Source organism: Granulicella sp. L46 (assembly GCF_009765785.1).
In the GTDB taxonomy this organism is placed as follows: domain Bacteria; phylum Acidobacteriota; class Terriglobia; order Terriglobales; family Acidobacteriaceae; genus Granulicella.
The window spans coordinates 1-299 of sequence record NZ_LMUT01000023.1 but is presented as its reverse complement, the minus strand read 5'-3'; the positions used below and the strand labels follow the sequence as shown (position 1 = coordinate 299).

Sequence of the window (299 nt, the reverse complement as noted above, 5' to 3'; positions counted from 1 at the left end):
TCATGCACTCCTCCGCTTATTGATATGCTTAAGTTCAGCGGGTATCCCTACCTGATCCGAGGTCAAACAAAAAGATATGTACGTTCCGGCCGCCAGCACGCCAGCCTGGTCTGCGAATTTTACTACGCATCAGGCCCACATGTAGACGCCGATTCTTTTGAGGCGAGTCCGCGCATGTAGCGGGACAAAACGCCCAACACCAAGCCAGGCTTGAGGGTTGAAATGACGCTCGAACAGGTATGCCCTTCGGAATGCCAAAGGGCGCAATGTGCGTTCAAAGACTCGATGACTCACGCAAG

At 53.2% G+C, this 299-nt stretch carries 1 protein-coding gene; it reads left to right on the top strand.

The window, feature by feature from the left end; all coding sequences use genetic code 11:
- The coding region (locus GSQ80_RS23145; protein ID WP_216850488.1) for a hypothetical protein at positions 1 to 180 on the top strand (180 nt) is incomplete at its 5' end.
- Between the last annotated feature and the right edge of the window lie 119 nt (positions 181 to 299).